The 18,817-nt window shown below is 34.2% G+C and carries 12 protein-coding genes; 7 read left to right on the top strand and 5 right to left on the bottom strand.

Annotation, left to right across the window (positions count from 1 at the left end; translation table 11 throughout):
• Window positions 1–58: 58 nt before the first annotated feature.
• Both ABNT22_RS14925 and ABNT22_RS14920 read left to right on the top strand, forming a co-directional pair.
• The gene (locus ABNT22_RS14925; RefSeq protein ID WP_348717877.1) at window positions 59–691 is read left to right on the top strand and encodes a hypothetical protein; all 633 of its coding nucleotides are present in this window, start codon (window positions 59–61) and stop codon (window positions 689–691) included.
• Window positions 669–1,832 carry a sigma-54 dependent transcriptional regulator gene (locus ABNT22_RS14920; protein ID WP_348717878.1) on the top strand — a complete coding sequence of 388 codons (1,164 nt, stop codon included), beginning with the start codon at window positions 669–671 and terminating at the stop codon, window positions 1,830–1,832. The genes ABNT22_RS14925 and ABNT22_RS14920 overlap by 23 nt, the downstream gene beginning before the upstream one ends.
• Before the next feature lie 49 nt (window positions 1,833–1,881).
• Here ABNT22_RS14920 and katG read toward each other — a convergent pair whose 3' ends face one another.
• Window positions 1,882–4,086 (bottom strand): catalase/peroxidase HPI, encoded by a 2,205-nt coding sequence (katG, locus tag ABNT22_RS14915; RefSeq protein WP_348717879.1) that lies wholly within the window; start codon window positions 4,084–4,086, stop codon window positions 1,882–1,884.
• Window positions 4,087–4,388: 302 nt separating this feature from the next.
• Between katG and ABNT22_RS14910 the strand changes: the two genes are divergently transcribed.
• From ABNT22_RS14910 to ABNT22_RS14900, 3 genes are all read left to right on the top strand, one after another.
• Window positions 4,389–5,030, top strand: a complete 642-nt coding sequence (locus tag ABNT22_RS14910; protein ID WP_299107206.1) for a peroxiredoxin — start codon at window positions 4,389–4,391, stop codon at window positions 5,028–5,030.
• Between the two features lie 107 nt (window positions 5,031–5,137).
• Window positions 5,138–5,446: a thioredoxin family protein gene (locus ABNT22_RS14905; RefSeq protein ID WP_348717880.1), complete on the top strand. Its 309-nt coding sequence runs from the start codon at window positions 5,138–5,140 to the stop codon at window positions 5,444–5,446.
• 79 nt (window positions 5,447–5,525) lie between these two features.
• Complete coding sequence (locus ABNT22_RS14900) at window positions 5,526–5,783, top strand: DUF6952 family protein (protein ID WP_348717882.1); 258 nt, start codon at window positions 5,526–5,528, stop codon at window positions 5,781–5,783.
• Window positions 5,784–5,922: 139 nt separating this feature from the next.
• Here the strand turns inward: ABNT22_RS14900 and ABNT22_RS14895 are convergent, their stop codons facing one another.
• Together ABNT22_RS14895 and ABNT22_RS14890 are read right to left on the bottom strand one after the other, a co-directional pair.
• Entirely contained in the window at window positions 5,923–11,274 is a 5,352-nt protein-coding gene (locus tag ABNT22_RS14895) for a GEVED domain-containing protein (RefSeq protein ID WP_348717883.1), read from the bottom strand.
• A 750-nt stretch (window positions 11,275–12,024) separates the two neighbouring features.
• Complete coding sequence (locus tag ABNT22_RS14890; RefSeq protein WP_348717884.1) at window positions 12,025–13,314, bottom strand: pentapeptide repeat-containing protein; 1,290 nt, start codon at window positions 13,312–13,314, stop codon at window positions 12,025–12,027.
• A gap of 272 nt (window positions 13,315–13,586) precedes the next feature.
• On the opposite strand from ABNT22_RS14890, the gene ABNT22_RS14885 reads away from it, so the two are divergent.
• Window positions 13,587–14,555 (top strand): oxidoreductase family protein, encoded by a 969-nt coding sequence (locus ABNT22_RS14885; RefSeq protein WP_348717885.1) that lies wholly within the window; start codon window positions 13,587–13,589, stop codon window positions 14,553–14,555.
• Here the strand turns inward: ABNT22_RS14885 and ABNT22_RS14880 are convergent.
• Both ABNT22_RS14880 and ABNT22_RS14875 read right to left on the bottom strand, forming a co-directional pair.
• Complete coding sequence (locus ABNT22_RS14880; RefSeq protein ID WP_348717886.1) at window positions 14,550–15,242, bottom strand: LytTR family DNA-binding domain-containing protein; 693 nt, start codon at window positions 15,240–15,242, stop codon at window positions 14,550–14,552. The genes ABNT22_RS14885 and ABNT22_RS14880 overlap by 6 nt on opposite strands.
• On the bottom strand, window positions 15,239–16,300 hold the full coding sequence (locus ABNT22_RS14875; RefSeq protein ID WP_348717888.1) for a sensor histidine kinase: 1,062 nt from the start codon (window positions 16,298–16,300) through the stop codon (window positions 15,239–15,241). The genes ABNT22_RS14880 and ABNT22_RS14875 overlap by 4 nt, the downstream gene beginning before the upstream one ends.
• Window positions 16,301–16,536: 236 nt before the next feature.
• Between ABNT22_RS14875 and ABNT22_RS14870 the strand changes: the two genes are divergently transcribed.
• Entirely contained in the window at window positions 16,537–18,720 is a 2,184-nt protein-coding gene (locus ABNT22_RS14870) for a DUF5916 domain-containing protein (RefSeq protein WP_348717889.1), read from the top strand.
• Window positions 18,721–18,817: the final 97 nt, after the last annotated feature.

Below are 18,817 nucleotides of genomic sequence, written 5' to 3'. Positions count from 1 at the left end.
TGATAGCAAGAAACAGGAAACAGGAGACAGGAAGTTTAATTGTTAGTGAGATTTGTTTATGAGAAACAGAAAATTAATACAGTTATTAATGTATTTGATTTTGACGTTGTTTGTAACGTTTTGTTACATTGATTGGAATGGAGCAATTATTATAACGTTAATTCTAATTTTTGGATATGTTTTAATAGGAGTATTTGAATTAATTCAATTTTTTCAAAGAAAGAAGGAACTGTTAAAATTAGGGTGTATTGAATTGTTTAGATCAGAGTTTTTGGGAGTACTTGTCTCAATAGCTTTACCAATCATCTTGTATTTAGTAATAAGCAAACTTGACTTTTTAAATTTTGAAAGTAATGATTTTACTAGATTTTTTCTTTTAGAATCAAAAATGAATATACCTTTTTATATAGTTATAGGAACTTTTATTGCGAATTTATTAATCAATGATAGAAGAGTGTTCTATGCAACAGATAAAGGTTTAGTAACAAGAGGGAATTATTTTGAATCGTATTTTTGGAATGATTTTTTAGGATATAAAATAATAAAGGAACAGTCTTTGATTCGTTTTAAAAAGAAAAATGGTAAATTCCTTTTTATTACCTATGATGAATCCCTTCAAGGAAAAGAGGAATTAATAATAGAAAGTTTAAGTAAAAATCTAACTGAAGATGTCAAAAATATTAATCATTGAAGACGAAGCGGCAATCCGTAGAGTTTTAAAAAAAATTATTTCAGAAGAAAATGATGCCTATGAAGTAGAAGAAGCTGAAGATGGATTGGCAGGAATTGAAATGATTAAAGATAAAGATTACGATTTAGTATTGTGTGATATTAAGATGCCAAAAATGGATGGTGTTGAGGTATTGGAGAAAGCTAAAAAACTAAAACCAGAAGTACCTATGGTGATGATTTCTGGCCATGGTGATTTAGATACTGCTGTTAATACAATGCGTTTAGGTGCCTTTGATTATATATCAAAACCACCAGATTTAAATCGTTTGTTAAATACTGTACGTAATGCTTTAGATAGAAAAGAGCTGGTAGTTGAAAACAAACGGTTGAAGAAAAAAGTAAGCAAGAACTATGAAATGATCGGTGAGAGTGATGCCATTACTCATATTAAAGAAATCATAGAAAAAGTTGCTGCTACAGATGCACGTGTATTAATTACTGGACCAAATGGAACTGGTAAAGAGTTAGTAGCGCATTGGTTACACGAAAAATCAGATCGTTCTAAATCTTCAATGATAGAAGTAAATTGTGCGGCAATTCCTTCTGAATTAATTGAAAGTGAATTATTTGGACACGTAAAAGGTAGTTTTACAGGAGCCAATAAAGATAGAGCAGGGAAGTTTGAAGCAGCTAACAAGGGAACCATTTTCTTAGATGAAATTGGAGACATGAGTTTGTCAGCACAGGCAAAAGTATTACGTGCCTTACAAGAAAATAGAATTCAACGTGTAGGTTCTGATAAAGATATCAAAGTAGATGTTCGTGTAGTGGCGGCTACGAATAAAGATTTAAAAAAGGAAATTGCAGAAGGACGTTTTAGAGAAGATTTATACCACCGTTTGGCAGTAATTTTAATCAAAGTACCTGCATTAAATGATCGACGTGAAGATATTCCGTTGTTGGTAGATTTCTTTGCAGATAAGATTTCAAAAGAGCAAGGTACTCCAAAGAAAAATTTCTCTGATGATGCTATTAAGTTGTTGCAAGAATATGATTGGACAGGGAATATTCGTGAATTGAGAAACGTAGTAGAACGTTTAATTATTCTCGGAGAAAAAGAAGTATCAGGAAATGATGTACAGTTGTTTGCTAGTAAATAAATAAAAAGGAGGCTTTTAAGCCTCCTTTTTTTATCATCTAAGTTTTGTTTTAAGCTAAATCAAATCGATCTAAGTTCATCACTTTCGTCCAAGCGGCAACAAAGTCGTTTACAAAACGTTGTTCTCCGTCATCTGCACCATATACTTCACAAACAGCTCTTAGTTCGGTGTTGGAACCAAAAATCAAGTCTGCTCTTGTACCGCTAAATTTCATAGCTCCTGTAGCTCTATTTCTTCCTATAAATTCTTTATCTTCACTATTAGCAGCTTTCCAAGTTAAAGAAAAGTCTAAAACGTTGCTAAAGAAATCATTGGTCAAATGCCCTACATTATCAGTGAATACTCCGTGTTTAGATCCGTTGTAATTTGTACCTAAAACTCGCATTCCTCCAACCAAAGCGGTCATTTCAGGAATAGAAAGAGTTAATAAGTTAGCCTTGTCTACAAGTAAATCTTCCGCAGCAACATTCAATTTGGCATTTTGATAGTTTCTAAACCCATCAGCCAAAGGTTCCATATGACTAAATGATTCTAAATCTGTTTGCGCTTGTGTAGCATCACCACGACCTTGAGTAAAAGGAACGCTTACATCATGACCTGCTTTTTTAGCAGCTTCTTCAACTCCAGTATTTCCTGCTAATACAATTAAATCAGCCATAGAAACAGTACCGCTAAATTCTTTTTGAATTCCTTCTAAAACATTTAAAACCTTGTTTAACTCTTCAGGATTATTGGCTTCCCAACTGCGTTGTGGCTCTAAACGAATTCTCGCTCCATTGGCACCACCACGTTTATCAGATCCTCTAAATGTAGAGGCTGATGCCCAAGCAGTTTTTACCAATTCTCCAACAGATAATCCAGAAGCCAATATCATTTTCTTTAAAGAATCGATATCACTTTCACTTAAGGTATAGTTTACTTTTGGCACTGGATCTTGCCAAATTAGTTCTTCAGAAGGTACTTCTGGGCCTAAATAACGATCAATAGGTCCCATGTCTCTATGAGTTAGTTTAAACCAAGCTCTCGCAAAAGCATCCTCAAAAGCAGCATGGTCTTTATGGAAACGCTCTGAAATTTCTCTGTAGGTAGGATCCATCTTTAAAGCCATATCAGCTGTAGACATCATTAAAGCTTGTTTTTCGTTGGCATCTCCTGCTTTTGGAGCCATTCTTGCATTAGAAGCAGCCGTAGGTGTCCATTGATGTGCACCAGCAGGACTCTTGGTGAGTTCCCAATCATAATTTAATAATACATCAAAATAATCATGGTCCCATTGAATTGGGTTTGGAGTCCAAGCACCTTCTAAACCACTAGTAATAGCATCATCTAAAACACCTGTTCCGAAAGAATTTTTCCAACCAGTACTCATTTCTTCGATCGAAGCACCATGAGGTTCAACACCCACATACTTGTCTGGATCAGCAGCACCGTGTGCTTTTCCGAAAGTATGTCCACCTGCTACTAAAGCAACGGTTTCTTCATCGTTCATTGCCATTCTTCCGAAGGTAATTTTAATATCATGTGCCGATTTTAATGGGTCAGGTTCACCATTAGGTCCTTCAGGATTTACATAAATTAATCCCATATGTACTGCACCTAAATGTCCTTCTAATTCACCATCACTTGTATCATATCGATTATCATTTCCTAACCATTGGTTTTCACTACCCCAGTAAATATCTTGTTCAGGTTCCCAAACATCTTCACGTCCACCAGCAAAACCAAAGGTTTTAAAGCCCATAGATTCTAAAGCACAGTTTCCTGCTAATATCATTAAATCAGCCCAAGAAATTTTATTACCGTATTTCTTTTTAATTGGCCATAATAATAGGCGTGCTTTGTCTAAGTTTCCATTATCTGGCCAACTATTTAATGGCGCAAAACGATGCGTTCCAGATCCAGCACCTCCACGACCGTCACCTACACGATAGGTTCCTGCACTGTGCCAAGCCATACGAATCATTAATCCACCATAATGTCCATAGTCGGCTGGCCACCAATCTTGAGAATCGGTCATTAAATTAATAAGGTCTTCTTTTAGGGAAGCATAGTCTAAACTATTAAAGGCTTCTTTATAGTTAAAACTGTTTCCCATTGGGTCGTTTTTTGAAGCGTTTTGACGAAGTATGTTTAACTTCAATTCATTGGGCCACCAATCTCTGTTGGTAGTTCCTCCTCCTGCAGGTTTTTTTTGCGCACTATGAAAAGGGCATTTTTCTAAACCATTAGAGTTGTGTGATTTACCATCTGTCATTTGTTTGTTTTTTTATAGGTTAGATACACTCAAATTTACGATAAATCAATGAATAATTTTTATCTATATTTTTTATTTAATCATAAGTTAAAGTTATTTTAAAGATTTGATTTACTGTTAAGTGGTTGTTTTACAGATTCTTATATAGTTGTTTTGTTTGCGATAAAGAGTACTTATAGCTCAGTATTGAATTATCTTATATTGGAATAAAAAAATATTTTTGATTTTAGGCTTTTTATCTCCTTAAACCGAATATTTTTGTCATCGTTTTAAATTAAATATTAATACATAAAAATTAAAAGATGGCTACATTAGTTGGTAAGAAATTTCCAAATTTAAGCGTTGACGCAATGAACGAAATGGGTGATACGTTTAAGTTAAATGTTTTAGAAGAAGCAGTAAACAACAAAAAGAAAGTAGTATTATTTTGGTATCCAAAAGATTTTACTTTTGTATGTCCTACAGAATTACACGCTTTTCAAGCTGCTTTACCAGAGTTTGAAAAAAGAAATACTGTTGTAATCGGTGCTTCTTGTGATACTGCTGAGGTTCACTTTGCATGGTTAAATACTTCTAAAGATAACGGAGGAATCGAAGGAGTAACGTATCCATTAATCGCAGATAGCAACCGTAACTTATCTTCAATCTTAGGTATTTTAGATATCACTAACGAAACGTATGATGAGGCTACTGGAACTGTACAAGTTGAGGGAGATAATGTAACTTATAGAGCTACATATATCATCGACGAAGAAGGAACAGTTGTACACGAAGGTGTTAACCATATGCCAATTGGTCGTAACGTAAATGAGTACTTACGTTTAATCGATGCGTATACACACGTACAAGAAAAAGGTGAAGTTTGTCCTGCTAACTGGGAAGAAGGAAAGCAAGCAATGCAACCTAACGCTAAAGCTACTGCTGAGTACTTAGCTGTAAACTAATAAATTTTAAGTTCGTGTTTTTCAAATATGTTAAACACGAACTTATCTTCTAACATGCTTACCCAAGCATATCTTTGAGTTTTTACTCTTATTAAATAAAATTAATTATGGTACAAGAATTAAATCAAGACAATTTAGCACAAATTGTTTCCGATAATAAAACTGTAGTGGTGCAATATTCTGCTACTTGGTGTGGTAATTGTAGAATTATGAAGCCAAAATTTAAGAAGTTAGCTACGGAAAATGAGAACACTGTATTTATTATAGCAGATGCCGAAAAGTTTCCAGGAAGTAGAGAATTGGCAACAGTAGATAATTTACCAACATTTGCCACGTTTGTAGACGGAAAATTTGTAAATCAAGTACAAACAAACAAGTTTGATGTATTAAAAGAATTGGTAAACGAAGTAGTATAATATACTGTCAATACAAGTAAAGCAAAGTAATCTATTTATAGCATACGATTTACTTTGTAGAGACCATAAAAAATAACATATGAAATTACCAGTAATTAAGCACTTGACTTCTTTTATAGAAGAGAACGATCAAGATTATGTATTAGAAACCATCGAAACCTTAGAAGCTTTAACAGAGGTTCCATCTTTAAAAGATGAAGAGCTGGATGTTATTGGAGAGTTAATTTCTAATATGTACGGAGCAATTGAAGTTGCTAAGATGATGAAAGAAGGAACTCCTAAAAAAGAAGCGTTGAATAACTTTATGCAACGTGTTTTAGGTTCTATTGATAAATAGCAAGTTATTAATGAAAACCAAACTATAGTATATTATATAAGAACGTATGTGTTAGTTTGGAAATCATTTTAAAGATAAAAAGCTCAAGGTATTTAAATACCTTGAGCTTTTATGTTATTAGAAGTTATATTTTAAGAATTTACTTTTTAATCACTTTTAAAACTTGTGAATTTTTTTCAGATGTTATTCTAATAATATAGGTTCCTGTAGCCTTGATATAATCACCAATATTTTCAATTTTAGATTGATAACCGTTATATTGTTTAAAGAAAATTTCTCTTCCAGCTAAATCGTATATTCCTAAGTTAAATGCTGAATTTTTAAAAGAGTTGATATTTAAAACAACATTTTCATTAAATGGGTTTGGAAAAACACTAGGCTTTTTCTTACTACTATTAGTATAACTTTCAGTTAATAACCCTGGACTAGCACTGTTAGCATTAGTTACATTAACCGTGTAATCTTCTACTTCGTCACCATCGCTAGATGCGGTTCCACATGGGTTAGGATCACCAGCCCATTTATAACGAACTCTTAATCTAGTAGTTCCTAATTGAGCATCATTAGGCACTGTTACGGTAGTTGTTTGCCCTCCAGTTCCTGGTGATTTTATTAATATCCTTTCTGTAGTAGAGAAAGTTCCGTCTTGATTCCAATCAATCCATGCGGCTACTACATTACTACTCCAAAATGAAATTCCAGGATTTACGGTGAGAGATACTGATTGTCCTCTTTGTACTGTAGTGCTTTGAGAGGTGAAATCGGAATAACTTGCGTCACTAGTCGTGGTATTGTTTATAGTACCAAATATAACTTGACCTATATAATTCGCAGTAGGACTTGCACCTGCTGAACAGTAGGTTGGAGTAGTATTTCCAAGTGTGGTTACGGTTACAGTATTGCTATTGGCAATTGATGTATTACCCGCGGCATCTTTTGCTTTTACAACATAGGTTGTAGTACTTCCTGGGGCCAATCCAGTTAATTGAAAACTAGCGGTAGTTGAACTTGCAAAAGCAGTAGTTTCTGCATTTCTAAAAATATCATATCCAGTAACCCCTATATTATCAGTTGCTAGAGTCCAACTTAAATCGGCTGTTGTTTGTGTAATATTTGCAACAGTAACATTTTCTACGTTAGAAGGAGGAGTTGTATCATCATTTCCATTGCCCCCATTAACTATAATGTTATAATCTTCTACTTCATTTCCATCATTAGATGAGGTACCACAAGGGTTAGGGTTACTAGCCCATCTATAACGTACTCTTAATCTAGTAATTCCTAATTGGGCATCATTCGGTACTGTTACAGTAGTGGTTTGACCACCAACTCCTGGAGATTTTAATAATACTCTTTCAGCAATAGAAAACGTACCATCTCTGTTCCAATCTATCCAAGCAGCAACGACATTGCTAGACCAGTTGTTTGCTGTAATTCCAGGGGTAACCGTAAGAGATAAAGACTGACCTCTTTGAACTGTAGTACTTTGATTAGTAAAGTTAGTATAACTATTGTTTGTACTTGAATTATTGATACTTCCAAAAGTAACTTGCGCTATATAATTGGTTCCTTGATGACCCGCCGCACAATAGGTCGGATTGGTTGTATCAGTAAGTGTGGTAACTGAAACCGTATTACTATTGTTAACTGATATATTACCAGCGGCATCTTTTGCTTTTACAACATAGGTTGTAGTACTCCCAGAACTTAATCCTATTAGTTGAAAACTATTCGTGGTAGTTGATTGGAAAGGGGAAGTTTCTGTACCTCTAAAAATGTCATATCCAGTAACGCCTATATTATCTGTTGCTACATTCCAAGTCAAGTCAGCTGTTGTTTGTGTTATATTTTCTGCTTGCAATCCAGTTACATTTGAAGGAGGAGTCGTATCGTTGTTACCACCACCATTGCTAATTGAAATAGTATAATCTTCTACTTCACCAAAACTAATATTCGTACAAGCGTTGTCTCCATCGCTATTATTATAGCCTAATACAACACGTATTCTTGTATTTCCTGTCGTTGCGGTATTCGGAGTGGTTATAGATACGGTACGAATGCTACCCGTTCCAGTTCCTTCAAATTTTTCACCCGCATCTGTAAAAAGTCCATTTTTATTCCAATCAATCCATACATATACTTCGTTATTGTCTCCACCTTGCCACCCAACAAATGTGACAGTCATACTTTGAGTTTCTCCTTTAGTAACATTGGCAATATTATCTGTATAATCATGATAACCAGCAGTAGTATTAGAAGATGTTTTATTGATTCCTGCAAAAGTTACATTTGTAATGTTATCATCATTACTGTTATTGCCTTTCATATCGCAATATGTAGGGTCTGTATTTTCTAAAGTAGTTACAGTAACTGTATTACTATTGTTTACAGATGTATTACCAGCTGCATCTTTTGCTTTTACAACATAGGTGGTAGTACTTCCAGGAGTTAAGTCTATAAGTTGAAAACTGTTGGTAGTTGAAGTTGCAAATGCAGTAGTTTCTGTACCTCTAAAAATATCATACCCAGTAACCCCTACATTATCTGTAGCTGCATTCCAAGTTAAGTTAGCTGTGGTGGTTGTTATATTGTTAACTTGTAAGTTTGTTACATTAGATGGAGGTGTTGTGTCATTTGGAAGAGTACCTGCCGTTGTTATTGTTGCAGGTCCACTAAGTTCAGAAGTATTCCCAGCAGCATCAAAAGCTCTTACTCTAAACGTATAGGCAGTTGCAGGGGTTAAACCTCGCATGGTGATGGCTGCACTTGTACTGTTCCAAGTAAATGAATCTGTCCCGTTGTTCCATTCCCATTCAATAATATATCCTGCAATACGGGTATTGTCGGTAGCAGCAGTCCAATCTAAATCTACGGAAGTTTCTGGGTTTTCACCAGTTGCTTGTGGAACACTCGCTACTAAATTAGTTGGAGTAGAAGGAGGTGTGTTGTCTTCTAGTGTTGTTACTTCAATGGGAATAGATTCTTTTCGAGACCTTATATTGTTACCATCTACTGCTCCAATTGTAATACTATAGGTTCTACCAGGATTTAAGGTATTAAGTACAGCTGAGGTTAGATTATCAGGTGTAACATCTTTTGTATAAAGGGTAAATACGCCATTTACAAATACACTATATCCATCAATGTGTGTACCTGGGCTAGTGGAAGGGTCCCAACTTAATGAAGCACCTGTTTGTGTAATGTTTGTTGCAATAACGTTTAAAGGTGCAGTTGGTGCGTTTCCTGTAGTTTTAACATTTGCAACAGCACTGGCGGCAGATCTATTACCGGCTGCATCAAAAGCAATTATTTGAAAAGCATAGTCAGTTCCATCATTTAAACCACGCATAATAAGGTCACTAGTACTGGTACTGTTCCAAGTAAATATTTCTTCTCCATTTTGTACAATAATGTATCCAGCTATACCCACGTTGTCTGTAGAAGCAGTCCAATTTAACTTGGCTGAAATATGAGAATCATTATCAGGATTCGTAGCGGTTAAACCTGTTGGTGTGCTTGGTGCTACAGTATCTGAACCATTAGAGATAAAAAAGTTTTTATTAGACATATCATAGAAAATATGGTTGGTGGCCTTTACCATAATTCTATTTTGGCTACCGGTTGTATTGGGTACGGTAATTTGATGTGATCCATCATTAGGAACATTGGAAGCCAAAGTAGTATTGAATGTGATTCCTCCATCGATAGATAATAAAATATCTACTGTGGTTGCATTTATTCCATTACTAGTTGTTCCAGCAACATCCCAAGTAATGTTTTCGTTTGTTCCAGGTGTCCAGATGATTTGATCGGTATTAGGAGAAGTAACTACAAAAGGCCCTGCATTATCGTTTACCGTAATTTTTACGTCATCTGAAGCGGTACTTGCACCACCATTATGGTTGTCTCTAACGGTTAATCTAAAGTTCATTTCTCTTGATACAGCAGGAAGACTTTCCCATTGAGAAACATATCCACTAGAAACACCTCCTATGGCTGGAAAATAACGTTCTGCTGATGAACTAGGGGCTAAAGATCGAAAAGCTGGTCCTGTTATTGCATATGGAGAAATAGCTTCTGTTCCTGCATCTATTTGTTCCCAAGTGTGTGTTAAACTATTAGCAGCGTTGTTGGCATCACTACTTGTTCCTTTTAATACAAAAGGAGTAGATTTTGGTATGGTAAAGTCGTTACCCGCATTTGCTGTTGGAGGGGTATTGCCTGTATTCGTAAGAGTAGCACAATTGGTGTTGGATATTACGCTCCACATTTGTTCTATACTTTTAGCATGGAAGTAGGTATCTCTGTCATTAATAACATTTGGTGCGCATACTCCTGAGTATGACATAATCGTTGAACCACTACCAGGTTCAAAAGCACTAGAACTAACTCTATTGCCATTACAAGCATTATTAAATGTATGTTGTGCTCCTAATTGATGACCTATTTCATGAAGGAATAATCCATAAAAAAAATTACCAGTAGGGTTGTTAGCAGTACTAGCACCTGTTCCTTTTCTAGAATCGTTGCAAAGAACTCCGAGTCCTCCAAAACCACCTCGATTAGATAAGTCTACTACATGACCAATATCAAAGTTCGCATTTCCTATGGTGTTGCTAATTACCCCATGAGCTTCATTTACTAAAGCACTGCTATTGTCATGTGTAAAACCATCAGTATTAGTGTCTAAAAATATGAGAGCATCATTATTTGCTACTAATTCAAAACGAACGCTTAAGTCTCTTTCATATACTGCGTTTATGATGGTTAACGTAGCGTTTAATCCAGCAATTACGGCTGCTTTTTTTTGTTGAACGGTACCGTTACTTACATTTGCTTGATTGATATAAAACTGTGAAAATTCAGCGGTAGTAGCTATAGCAAAACGATAGGTTCTTAACGTAGCGTCATTTGCATTTCGTTGTACTGTTGTTTTTGATTCTAGCTTAGTTTTTAAATTATGATGATGACGATCACTATCTGATCCACAATTAAAGTTACCTTTTTCTTCTTCTTCTGTGGTTTTAGAACTTATAGTGTAAAGGTTATTTTGTATGTCAACAGGTTTAATGTATTGAGGTTTTGAATTGGCTTTGATAATTACTCCACTAATACTGTGTTGATTTACACTTAAGTATATAGATTTATTTTCTTTTACAGAGCTACCTATATAAGATTTAGCATTCGGAAATTTGTTAGCCAATTCTGGATGCAAATTTGATTTTTCAAACATGCGATACTCGATTAACTCCCCAAACTCATTTGGAAAGGTTATTACAAGATTCGATTTCGCAGTATAGTTGTTAATCTTAGGAGCTTGTAATAATGTGTTTTTTAATTTTCTTATTTCTAAACTAAAGGTTTCTATGGAAGAAAGGTTTGTTTTATTTTGTAAAGAAATAGCTTCTTTTTTCCAGAAGTTGTTGGTTTGTGAAAATCCGGAATAAAAAACAAATAAGAATGCTATTAGCAATGTGAATTTATTTTTCATGTTTTTATGTTGTTAAAGGTTTGATTAATTATTTTTTTAGTCTTGGGTGTTTGTTTTTGTTCTTATAGGTTTACATTTTATGAGGTTTACATTTTTTTGTGCGTTTTTTTATGAGTCCAATCACACAGGTCGATACTCATTTTTTGTATTATTAAAAAATTGAAAAATAGATGCCTGATTTAGAAGGTTTGTGTGTTATAGTAGTTGAACATTATTTGAAGGGTTTTGAATGTTTGTTTTATGTTAAGTGTTGATAATCAGCAAATCTATCTTAACTGGGGTGTTTTTTTTCATAGGATATTATTAGCTATTAATATTATAATAACAACATTTTGATGTTTTGTTAATATTTTATAATATTTATTAAATATAGTATAAGTTTAACCTTGTTTTTATTGTTGTATCTTCAATAAAATAATGTTTTTGATACGTATATTTGAAAATATTAAACAAGAATGCTGTCTGCCAATTTCATGAAGTCTTTTGGAATGAAATGTACTAGTTCGCAAATACTCTTACAGGTAAACAAGTTTTGAAAGTAATGTTGTTTTTAAGAATTGATAAAGAAGGTAGTGGTACATATGATGCTGATAACCAATGTGACGTACATGGTTAGAGGGATAATGGAAGATATTATAAAAGAAGAAGAGTTAGACTATTTTGTAGATAGTTAGATAAAAAAAACCGAGCATTTGCTTGGTTTTTGTTTTTATTTACGTTCAAATCTAATTATTTCTAATCTTCAAACTTTTACTGTTTATACCTCTTTCTCAGAGCAAGAATAAAAAAAGCAAGAAGTGTACTACTAAATATTTTTTGAGTTAAAGCTACCCAGAACTTATCATTCTCAAGTCTATAGAATGGAAAAGTATTCTTTGCACTTGTTTCTAATGTTTTAGAATAATTACAATCAAATAACTCAATGAGTTGGCATTCACTATAGAAAAAAGGGAAGATTAAAGTTGTTGATAGTATCAACCAAATAAATGGTTTTGTTATACTTTGAGTATATCCTGAAAAAATCCCATAAAACGAAGACAAAAGAAATTCGATAATACGAATAGGAATCATAAGTGGTTTCTTGTAGTTAAATATCTCAAAGAAAGCCAACCATTGTCGAATATACATCTCACTTCTATATGCCTTTCCAGAAAGTTCCCATTCTTGAAAAGAAGCATAGTTCAGTTTTATTTGCCGATATCGTTCAATATAATTTTTAAAATGTGAATTATTTCTATTCCAAAGTCTAAAAATTGTATGCTCTTTCCATAATACCAATCTTCTAGTCCCTGCCCAGCTACACTCTTCAAATCGAAGATCTTTGGGAATATTGGTTCCAGAAAAATTTGTTTTATGAAAATGAACTCTTTTAAAACTCACCATATTATTGAGTTCTACACTGCTAAAATTAAATTCTATTTGATAGTTCCAAGGTTCGTTTTCTGAATTTTCTCTGGAATTTTTGCCTTTACAATAACGGAATATTGTTCGATGCTCACTTGAAAATTGAGCCTCTGAAAAATTTGCCAAACCATCGAATTCTGTGCTTGAGAATCTTACTTTTTTAAAGAAATGGGCATTAGGAAAGTTTACATCTCCCAAGAATTTTGTTGACTGAAAATCTACATTTCCAGAGAACTTAACACTTTTAAAGTTAGCTATTCCTAAGAATTTAGCATATGAAAAATCAACATCATATGTAAATTCCATTTTTTCACCCTTAGACCAAAAATCAAAATCAAAACCAACAGTCTTTATTTCCTTATGCAGTAGAGAAATACCTGCAAAATCTGGAAAAATAAAGCCACTAAAATCGAAAAACTGTTCCTTAATACCATGTGGCATCGCATGGCGCCGAATAAGTTCCCAGAAAATGAATTCTTTTTGAGTAAGATTTAATATGGGTTCATCTTCGTTTTCTACATACCATTCTTTACTATGAGTTTTAAAATAACTTTCGACTAGAAATTTGTAATCACTTTTTTTTAAATCCTCATAGTTACAGGATAAGAATTTTTTTAAACTTTGGTCTGTAATCATACAATTTTAATTTACTGAATGTAAGGTAATTAATTAAAATTAATTCTCTTTATTTTATTTTTTCAAGTAACTTATGCAGCCTTCATTCTTCAATCCACTCAATAGAATGTCCGCCACTATGAGCAAATATTAAAGCATTGAATAGTAGAACGACGATTGTATTATGTAAGAGGTTTATTAAATAGTTAAAAGGTTTATTCAAACTAGAAAGAATGCAATGCTTGATGTCTTAGTTTCGTTTTATACTATCTTCGCAAGCACAAGTAATTTCAATGAATTCGAACTTTATTCAATACCTTTTACAAATCACCAAAGCTTCCAATTGTAAAGAAGTAGAAACCATTCAAAGTTTATGGAGTGGTTATGGACGTATTGTACGTTTTCAGTTAGAAAATGCTGATTTTAAAACGGTAGTTGTAAAGTTTATTGATTTACAACAAGCAGCCAAACACCCAAGAGGTTGGAATACCAATCTTTCACATCAACGAAAGGTAAGATCTTACCAGGTAGAGACATATTGGTATCAACAGTATAATGAGCACTGCTCCAATGACTGTAAAACGCCTCAGTTAATGGGATCTTTTACCGAAGGAATGCAACAATGGATTATAATGGAAGATTTAAACGAGAATTATCCTTTGCGTAAAATGTCTATTACCTTAGATGAGGTAAAACTGTGTTTACAATGGTTGGCAAATTTTCATATCCAGTTTTTACAACAACAACCAAAAGGACTTTGGGAAGTAGGTACTTATTGGCATTTAGCTACCCGACCTGATGAATTGGATTTGATAGCAGATGAACAATTAAAAGCAAAGGCACCTGCTATTGATACTGTATTAAACAATTGCCAGTTTAAAACCTTTGTGCATGGCGATGCCAAACTTGCTAACTTTTGTTTTTCAGAAGGAGGTAGACAAGTGGCTGCAGTAGATTTTCAATATGTAGGAGGTGGTTGCGGAATGAAGGACGTAGGGTATTTCTTGGGAAGCTGTTTATCGAATGCCGAATTGGAACGTTATGAAACAGCATTACTTAACTATTATTTCGAAGCATTGAACAAGGCCTTTGTACAACAGAAATTTACTTTTGATTTTAAAGATTTAGAGCAAGAATGGAGAGCTATGTACCCAGTGGCTTGTACCGATTTTATGCGATTTTTATTAGGATGGATGCCTACACATCAAAAGATAAATGCCTACAATAAAAAAATGGTCGATTCGGTATTGGCAAGTTTATAAGTCAGTTAGGTTTTCGCGATAATTCTCTCCAATTGGAATTTCAATATTTCCAATTTCTACATCATTTTTGGTATAAGCCGTAATTTGATCTTTATTGATAATATAGGAACGGTGAATTCTAACAAAACGAGCATCTAATTTTTCTTCAAAAGCAGAAATACTCGACTTGGTTATATGCTGTGTTTCCGTTTCGTGAATTTTTACGTAATCTTTTAAGCTCTCTATATATAAAATAGCATCTAAATATACCTTTACCTGCTTGCGATCTTTTCGGATAAAAATAAAATGGTTTTTAGGTTGCGGACTACTTACTTGGGTAACCATACTACCTCTTTGCAAGGTTCTAAACTTTTCTATGGCATTGAAAAAACGTTGAAAAGTAATCGGTTTTAAAATATAATCCACTGCATTCAATTCAAAGCCTTCAATGGCATAATCTCTATAAGCTGTAGTAAAAATTACCTTGGGTTTGTGGACCAAATGTTTAAAGAAATCGGTTCCTTTCAATACCGGCATTTCAATATCTAAAAACAGCAAATCAATAGATTCTTCTTGTAGAATTTTGCTTGCTTCAATGGCACTAGGGCAAGAAGCTACCACTTCAAAATCATCTAGTTGAGACAAATGTGTTTGTATCAATCCTCTCGCGAGTGCTTCATCGTCAACAATTAAACATTTGTAGGTCATTTGATGGGTAATTTTAAGTGTACATTAAAATAATTGGCATCTTCTTCAATTTTTAAAGAATATCCGTCTAAATATAACAATTCCAACTGTTTTTTAACATTGCTCAATCCAATAGCTTCTTTCGTAGAATTGGCTGCGTTTTTTGTAACTGAGTTGGCAATATTAAAAAGAATATGATTTCCTTCCACCGAAATAACAATGTTGATAGAAGCTTTTTTTAACTCTTGAGAAACCCCATGTTTAAAGGCATTTTCAATAAAGGTAAGCAGTATTAAAGGAGCAATTTTTACTTCAGGCTGTATGTTTTTCTCAAAACGAATTGCAACACGATCTCCGTAACGCACTTTTTCCAAAGCTAAATAATTATCAATCAAATCAATTTCTTTGGTCAAAGGCACATATTTCTCATTACAACCATAAAGCATATAATCGAGCATTTCAGATAGCTTGGCAATTACTTCGGGAGCTTCGTCTGATTTATTAATAGCTAAAGCATATAAATTGTTTAAGGTATTGAATAAAAAATGCGGATTCAATTGATGTTTTAAGGCAGAAAGTTCAGTGATTTTTTTCTGTTCGTTGAGTTGTAAATAGGCTTGTTTTTCTTTGTAAAACTTCGCAATGATTAATAATACGGTAGGGGTTAAGATGATGGTAGATTTTCCTATAAAAATGCGAATGTTTAATAGCTTTTCCCAAAAGATCCCATAGGAATCGTAAGGCATATCTTTGGGTTCATGATATTTAGGAAGGTGGTAATATTCATGATACGCCACAAAAAGTACAAATGCCAACATTAATAAGAGTAGCATACTTCCTATAAACTGCACATTCTTTTTAGTGTTTAAAAAACAAGGAATGAGTGCATACAAGCTGGTATAGGCCACTAAAATCTGACAAAAAACATAGATGGCATAATGACTCAATACTTCTCCATACCCACTATAATAGCTCATGTTTACGGTACCTATAAAGTAGGCATACACACCTAACCAAAATAGGATATGGTGTACGATTGAATTCTTAAAAATTGCGGGTGTTTTTTGTAAGCTAGTCATATGCGTGCTAAAATACAATATTACTAAAGTTGTAAAGGAAAAGTAGCTTAAATCTGCTGTTTTGTCGCTAGAAATCTAAATAACATCGACCAAAACAACATTCGTTAAAAAAGCACTTTCTAAAGTCGAGAAAACCTGCTTGGTCTACTTTTTAAATAGGAGGGACCTCTTTGCTATAGTTTAGCCCGCCGAAGTGTTGTTTGCCAACACCAAGTTCAACTTTTTAATTGAAATACATGAAACAGATCATATTATTGGTAGGGTGCATATTCATCACGCTGTCAATACAAGCACAAACAGATATTACCAAAGGACGCATTGTTTTTAACGATACCCACATAGATTTAGACGGACAGTTAAACGAAGCGGTTTGGAGTACGTTAACTCCTGAAGGTGGATTTATAAACTATATTCCTAACAATGGCGAGGTAGCACCTAACCAAACTGAGGTAAAAATGTTTCATAACGGAAAGAATTTATACATCAGCGCGGTGTATAATGATCCATCTTCAAAAGTACAAATAGGTTCTTTAAAACGTGATGATATTGGTGTTTCTGGAGCAGAAAGTGATTCGTTTGCGATTATGTTAGATACCTATAATCAACAGCAATCAGGGTACTTTTTTATTGTGAACATGGGAGGTGCTTTGATCGATGCTTTGTTGTCGAGAAATGGCGATGGATTTCGTGTAAGTACCAGTTGGAATACCATTTGGAATGCACGAACGTCTACCAAAGGGAATCAAAAGATATACGAAGTGTCTATACCGCTCAAAACTTTAGGGTACAAAGCGGGAGTTTCTGAATGGGGAGTGATGTTTCATACCCGAAATATCAAATTGAATGAATGGACCACCAGCACGCCTATTGATAGAAATTATAACCAGTTTGATTTGCGTTTTGCCAAAACATTTACCGTAGAAAACTTGCAGCGAAATAGTACTTCTCGTTTTGCGGTAACGCCATCGGTTACGATGAACTATGCGGAAGATGTAACTAATGGAACGGATGATACCATGCTCAAACCAAGTGTTGATGTTCAGTTTAATGTGAGTTCATCGTTAAAATTGGATGCAACGATAAATCCAGATTTTTCTCAGATAGATGTAGATAGGCAAGTAACCAACTTAAGTAGATTCTCGGTGTTTTTTCCAGAGCGACGTAATTTCTTTTTAGAAAACAGCGATTTGTTTACCAACTTAGGAGTAAGTGGAGTGAATCCTTTTTACTCTAGAAGAATTGGAGCCAATAGCGAGATTTCTTTCGGATTAAAACTGTCTGGAAATATTGCCGAAAAAACACGTTTGGGAGTATTGAATGTGGCTACTAAAGAAGAAGGAGATACCCCTGCACAAAATTATGGTGCCTTGGTGGTACAGCAACAGTTGTCTAAAAGTTTTACAGCGACAGGATTTTTAATTAACCGACAAGAAACCGATGGTTTTTCTTTTAAAGATGATTATAACCGCATCTCAGGAATGAATGTGAACTACCAATCGAGAAATAACCGTTGGACGGGAGTTGCGAATATTGCGAGTAGTGCTTCTGATGGGATTTCTGGAGACAACCAATTTTACAATTTGGGTATGTGGTATAACAAGATTAATGTGTCTGGTTATGCGGGTATTAGAAAAGTTGGGGGTAATTATATAACCGATGTTGGTTTTGTACCGCGTTTATACAATTACGATGCTAGTACAGACGCTGTGGTACGTGAAGGATATACACAGGCAAGTGGACGTATTAGTTTAACAAAATTCTACAAAAACTCTGCACATCTTGATCGTCATCGTTATTTGAACCTATCGAATAATACCTATTGGGATGAAGATGGAAAGGTAGCGCAATCTACTTTGGTTATTAACAACGATTTGGTGTTTAAAGATCAGTCGTTTTTATATGGAGGAGTTCGTTTTGAGCATGTGAATTTAAAATATGCTTTTGATCCTTTAGGAAACGGAAATCCGATTGTGGCAGATACCTATAAATATTTTGATGCAGGCATGGGCTATGCTTCTCCTGATAATAAAGACTTTCAGTACGGTGGTAATCTCAGTTATGGAAGTTATTATAGCGGTACCAAAAATCGTATTAGCTTGAACATGCAGTACCGATTTATGCCGTTGGCACGTTTGCAAGTACGTTATGAACGTAATGGAATTGATTTAAACGAATTGGGAAGTGAAACCTTTCATTTGGCCCGTTTTATAGGAGAGATATTCTTTTCCAACCGTTTGAACTGGACTACCTATGTGCAATACAACACCCAATTTGATAATTTTAATATCAACAGCCGTTTGCAATGGGAGTACAAACCTTTGTCGTATATCTACCTCGTAATTTCTGACAATTATAGCCAACACCTCACTCGTAACAATTGGGGAGTAGCCTTTAAAATGAATTATCGTTTTGATTTTTAATAATTACATACTTCGTTTTATTTTTATTGATTCTGAACCTCACGTAAGTGGGGTTTTTGTTTTAGATGATTAGTTATGATATTAAATTACTAAATAA

It is taken from the genome of Tenacibaculum sp. 190130A14a (genome assembly GCF_964048965.1).
Taxonomy (GTDB): Bacteria; Bacteroidota; Bacteroidia; order Flavobacteriales; family Flavobacteriaceae; genus Polaribacter; species Polaribacter polynesiense.
Note: the sequence above shows the minus strand (reverse complement) of the source record. Positions and strands in the feature narration are given on the sequence as shown.